This window comes from Micromonospora inaquosa, from assembly GCF_003857055.1.
Lineage (GTDB): Bacteria > Actinomycetota > Actinomycetes > Mycobacteriales > Micromonosporaceae > Micromonospora > Micromonospora inaquosa.
In genome coordinates, this window is the sequence record NZ_QGSZ01000317.1 from 1 (window position 1) to 4,699 (window position 4,699).

General features: G+C 66.7%; 4 protein-coding genes and 1 pseudogene. 4 read left to right on the forward strand and 1 reads right to left on the reverse strand.

The window, feature by feature from the left end; all coding sequences use genetic code 11:
- The 4 genes and pseudogenes from DLJ59_RS36470 to DLJ59_RS29015 all read left to right on the forward strand — a co-directional run.
- Positions 1 to 412: pseudogene (locus DLJ59_RS36470) on the forward strand (hypothetical protein); the annotation flags it as partial.
- A gap of 169 nt (positions 413 to 581) precedes the next feature.
- Positions 582 to 1,427 carry a sugar phosphate nucleotidyltransferase gene (locus tag DLJ59_RS29005; protein ID WP_124776496.1) on the forward strand — a complete coding sequence of 282 codons (846 nt, stop codon included), beginning with the start codon at positions 582 to 584 and terminating at the stop codon, positions 1,425 to 1,427.
- Positions 1,428 to 1,733: 306 nt separating this feature from the next.
- Positions 1,734 to 3,086 (forward strand): helix-turn-helix domain-containing protein, encoded by a 1,353-nt coding sequence (locus tag DLJ59_RS29010; RefSeq protein ID WP_124776498.1) that lies wholly within the window; start codon positions 1,734 to 1,736, stop codon positions 3,084 to 3,086.
- Complete coding sequence (locus DLJ59_RS29015) at positions 3,083 to 3,748, forward strand: 2'-5' RNA ligase family protein (protein WP_124776500.1); 666 nt, start codon at positions 3,083 to 3,085, stop codon at positions 3,746 to 3,748. Before DLJ59_RS29010 ends, DLJ59_RS29015 begins: the two co-directional genes overlap by 4 nt.
- Before the next feature lie 230 nt (positions 3,749 to 3,978).
- Here DLJ59_RS29015 and DLJ59_RS29020 read toward each other — a convergent pair whose 3' ends face one another.
- On the reverse strand, positions 3,979 to 4,521 hold the full coding sequence (locus DLJ59_RS29020) for an AAA family ATPase (protein WP_124776502.1): 543 nt from the start codon (positions 4,519 to 4,521) through the stop codon (positions 3,979 to 3,981).
- Positions 4,522 to 4,699 lie beyond the last annotated feature (178 nt).

Here is a 4,699-nt window from a genome sequence, read left to right on the forward strand (position 1 = left end):
CACCCGGCTTTACCAACGAGCCGTCCGGGACCTGCTGCACCTCGACGCCACCGACCCGCAGGCCGGCTTCAAAGCCTTCCCGGCCACCGCCCTGCGCACCGCACTGCCCCTCACCGCCGACCACAGCTTGGCGTTCGACACCGACCTGCTCGCCGCCATCGCCCGCTGCGGACACACCGTGGCCGAGGTCGGCGTCGCCGCCCTCCACCAGTACGTCGAAGGACACCGGAGCACCCCACACGACTACGACACCATGCTCAACGGCGTCCACCGGCAGGCCCTGCGCCACGGCCTCGACCCCGACACACGCCGGACCCCGACGTGGGACCGCATCCGTCAGGCCGGCTCCCTGGCCGCAGCCGCCGCCAAGTCCACGACCACCACCATGCTCAAGGCACCCGCCTCACGCTGACGAAATAGCGCGGGCCGCCGACGTCGACACGCCGGCGGCCCGCACCCGTGCGCGCCTTCACCATGTGCCCCGATTCGGACCAGTGCGATGCGTAAACTGGCACAGATCCGCCCGGCTCACTGTCGCCTTAACCTTGACGGCCGGTGCAACCCAACCGAAAGGTAAGCGCGTGAGGGCCGTCATCGCTGTCGCCGGCATGGGCAGCCGCTTCTTCCCCATCGGCAAAACCATCAACAAGTGCATGCTGCCAATCCTCAACCAACCAGTCGTCGCCTACGCAGTCGCTGACTGCGTCGCCGCAGGCGCCCACGAGATCGCGATCGTCACCGCCCCCGGCGAGATCGGCCGCCAGGTGCGTCATTACTTCACCGAAGACCACGACCTGAAGGACTACTTCACCGCACGCGGCTGGCAGGACAAATACACGCCCCTCGCTGACCTGCACAGCCAAGCCGACTTCACGTTCATCGAACAACCACGCGACGATCGGTACGGCACCGCGCTGCCCGCGATCGTCGCCGCTGACTTCATCGCCGGCGACGACTTCCTCCTGGTGGCCGGCGACGACCTTTTGCTTCGCAACGACGGCGGATCGGACCTCGCCGACCTCGCCGCTGCCCGGGCCGCCGCCGGAGTACCGGCCGCACTCGCCGCCGCCACGGTGCCCGGCGCCGAGGCCCACCGCTATGGCATTCTGGCTCCGCGAGTAGCGGAAGGTCACCAGCTACTCGATCAGCTGCTGGAGAAGCCGACCACCTACGGCGAGCTGACCGCCTACATCAACATCAGTCGCACTCTGCTACCCGCCGACGCGATGGCCTACTTCCAGAAGCTGACCCCGGCGCCGAACGGCGAGTACCAGGCCACCGACGCCGTCATCGCTTTCGCCCGCGACAACGACGTACTGATCCACCCCGTCACCGGCGAGTACCACGATTGCGGCAATCCCGCCGGCTGGTTGGCGGCCAACAACGCCGCAGCCCAAGCGATCGTGGCCTCTGGGCCTCGCGCATGATCACGAATGCCGGCAGGGTAAGAGGCTGGTCGGTCGACACGCCCGCAGCGCCCTGTGTAGATAATGTCGGCATATGCCGACATCAAACTCCGACAAAACCTCGACATTGTGACCCTGCCGTGGGCAGCGGCCGCTCTCGATAATGGGCATCTGACGATTTTGCACGGTCTCGCAGCGATCAACGGTTGCACCGGTGCATGCTGAGATGCTCGCATGCTTCGCCGGACCGCGAGATTGTCACAGGCGACACTGATGGTCTCCACGGACCATGGCCACAGTGTCTGCAGTCGACCGGAGGTAGCAGCGATGGCTGACAGCGACGAGATCAAGGCTGCCCGCCGCGCACTCGGCCGCCGACTCGCTCAATTGCGTAGGGCTGGCAATCTTACCCAGCACGACTTGGCGCGGCTCGTGCAATACGGCCGCAGTTCCGTGGCGAGCACCGAGACTGGCCACCAGCACCCGGACCGTGCTTTCTGGGCGCGCTGCGACACCGTCCTGCGAACCGGTGACGCGCTCGTCAGTGAGTACGACCGCATCACCGAGCTGGACCGCCAACGACGACGGTCAGCGGCGATCCAGGCGGTCAGGAGCACGTCAGTGCCGGTGACGCCCGACGCTGGCCGCGAAGTCCCTGCAGCAAACGGCGGTGCTGCCTTCTGGGAGCGCGAGGACACCATCAACGCCCGCCGTCTGGCACTGAAGTCTTCCGTCGATGACAACATTCGTCTCGCATATCTGGAACGCGAGTTCCGGCAGGCGATCGCCGACAACGAGCGCCTCACGCCGGTCATCCTCATGGCGCGTATGCGACCGCTTCGGTCCTACGTCGACCAGCTCATGGCAGGCCGGCAGCACCCACCGCAACGCGCCCGGCTCTACGCCGTCGCCGCTCACCTGTCTGGCCTTCTCGGCGCACTCGCCCTTGACCTCGGCGCATTCGGTGCGGCTCACGCCTATGCCGCCGAAGCGTTCGACCTCGCCGAGGCTGCCGAGCAGTCCGACGCGCAAGCCTGGGCACGGGCCACGCAAAGCCTGATCGCCTTCTACGCCGGTGACTACCATGACGCGCTGGCCTACGCCCAGGACGGCCTGCGCCGTGGCGGCACCAGCGCGCAGCGTATCCGCCTCACGATCAACGGTCAGGCGCGAGCCCTCGCCCGCCTCGGAGACCGGTACGGCGTCGACCGCGCCGTCGACCACGCGTTCACCATGCTGTCCGACTACCCGGCCGGCTCGTCGGTCAGCGCTAGTCTCGCCCTCGGCCCGTACTGCCCGGCCAGGACCGCGGCCAACGCGGCGACCGCCTACCTGGCGCTCGGCCGCACCGCGGGCGTCACCAACCATCTCACCACCGCGATCACCGCCTTCGACACCGCAGGGTTGGCTGGCCCGCGTGCACTCAGCCGCCTCGACCTGGCCACCGCACACCTGCACGCCGACAACCCCGACCCCGAGGAAGCAGGCGCACTGGCGGCGGAGGCCCTCACTCTCACCGCGGACCAGCGTTTCGAATCGGTCTACCAGCGCGCCCGTCAGTTCCTCGCTGCCGCCCACCCCTTCGCTCGCCACCCACAGCTACGGCACGTTGCCGACCTGCTTGTCGACCGCACACCGGTCGCTGGCACCGGGCAGGCCGCTCTACCATCGCTGTCATGAGCAGCCGGGAACTGGCCAGCCTGCACGAGCGCTGGACCGCCTACCAGGACCTGCCCAGACTCACCGACCATTGGTACTGGCGCCCGGGCTGGCGGGCCGACCGCCAGTTCTACACCTGGCACCTCACGTTTGAACATCAACCGGAACTCGATCACCTCGTCACCGCCGTGCAGAGCCAACTCACTCTGCCCGGACTGGACCTGGTGCCGCTCGACGGGCTCCACCTGACCATGCAAGGTCTCGGCTTCACCGACGAGGTCACCAACAGCGACCTCGAAACAATCGTCACCGAAACCCGGCGACGCTGCGCCGGCATGTCGCCTCTAGAGCTGTCACTTGGCCCGGTCGACCCCGACGCCGAAGGAATCGGCTTGCTCGTCCGTCCCTGGGACCGCGTCGAACAACTCCGAGCCACCATCCGCGATGCCATCAACGCAGTATGGAAGACCGTGCCGGAGGCCTCAGAAGGATTCCGGCCACACGTGACGATCGCCTACAGCGGCTCGCAAGCGCCTACCGCACCAATCCGCGACCGCCTCAACGCCATCCGCCACCAGCCACCAGCCTGGGTGACCATCCGGCAAGCAACGCTGATCGCGCTGCGCCGAGAACATCGCAGTTACGAGTGGACAACGGTGGCGACCGCGCCCCTTGGCTTGTGACCCACTGACCATTCACCTCAACGAGCCTACGACTGGCCGGCGAGGCCATGGCTCCGGCGCCGAACGGTGAGTGCCAGGCCACCGACGCCGCGATCGCCTTCGCCCGCGACAACGACGTACTGATCCACCACATCACTGGCGAGTACCACGACTGTGGCAATCCCGCTGCCTCGTTGGCGGCTACCAATGCCGCAGTCCAAGCGACCGTGGGCTCTGGGCCGCACGTCTGATCACGACTGAGCCGACCGCGCCAACACCTGCGACGCCAACTCCACTACCGGCAGCTCACCATCTAGCACCACCGTGTCAACCGGCAACAAACCGACAGCGGCAACGCAGCGGTTCACCTGCTCCAGCCGCCACGTACGCACCTGCGCATCACGGGCCGGGTCATCCGGCCAGATCGACTGCGCCTCAATTCGAGCCTGAAGCACGCGGAAGGGCACGTCGATGAAGAAATGGTCGACGCCCACGCTGTGGGCACGCAACCGACCGAAAATTTCCTCAAGATACGACGGCACCACCACGGTCATCGGTACCACGAGCGTGCGTCCGTACTCCTCCAGTAGTGCTATCGCCGTATCCGCCACGCTACGACGCCACACTCGTAGATCCTGGAAATCGCCGCTCGCGGGCAGCGGAACTATCTCGCGGAGCATGAACCCTGGCAACTCCGCATCGAACATCAACAGCCGAGGATCCTCCGCAGTCAACATCTCCGACAGAGTGGTCTTCCCCGCGCCGAACGCACCGTTGATCCAGATCAACTTCATGTACCGCTCCTCACGCGCCGATGGTGTACGACTCAAGAACCCGGTGAGGATCGGGTCTGTGGATCTAACGGTGTTTCCGGCCTGGCCCGCCGGGCGTTGTGCCTGGTGAGGAGGGTGCCGTGATGACCGCGACACAGAACGATCAGGCTGGACGGAAGAAGCGGGCGGAGCCGTCGGC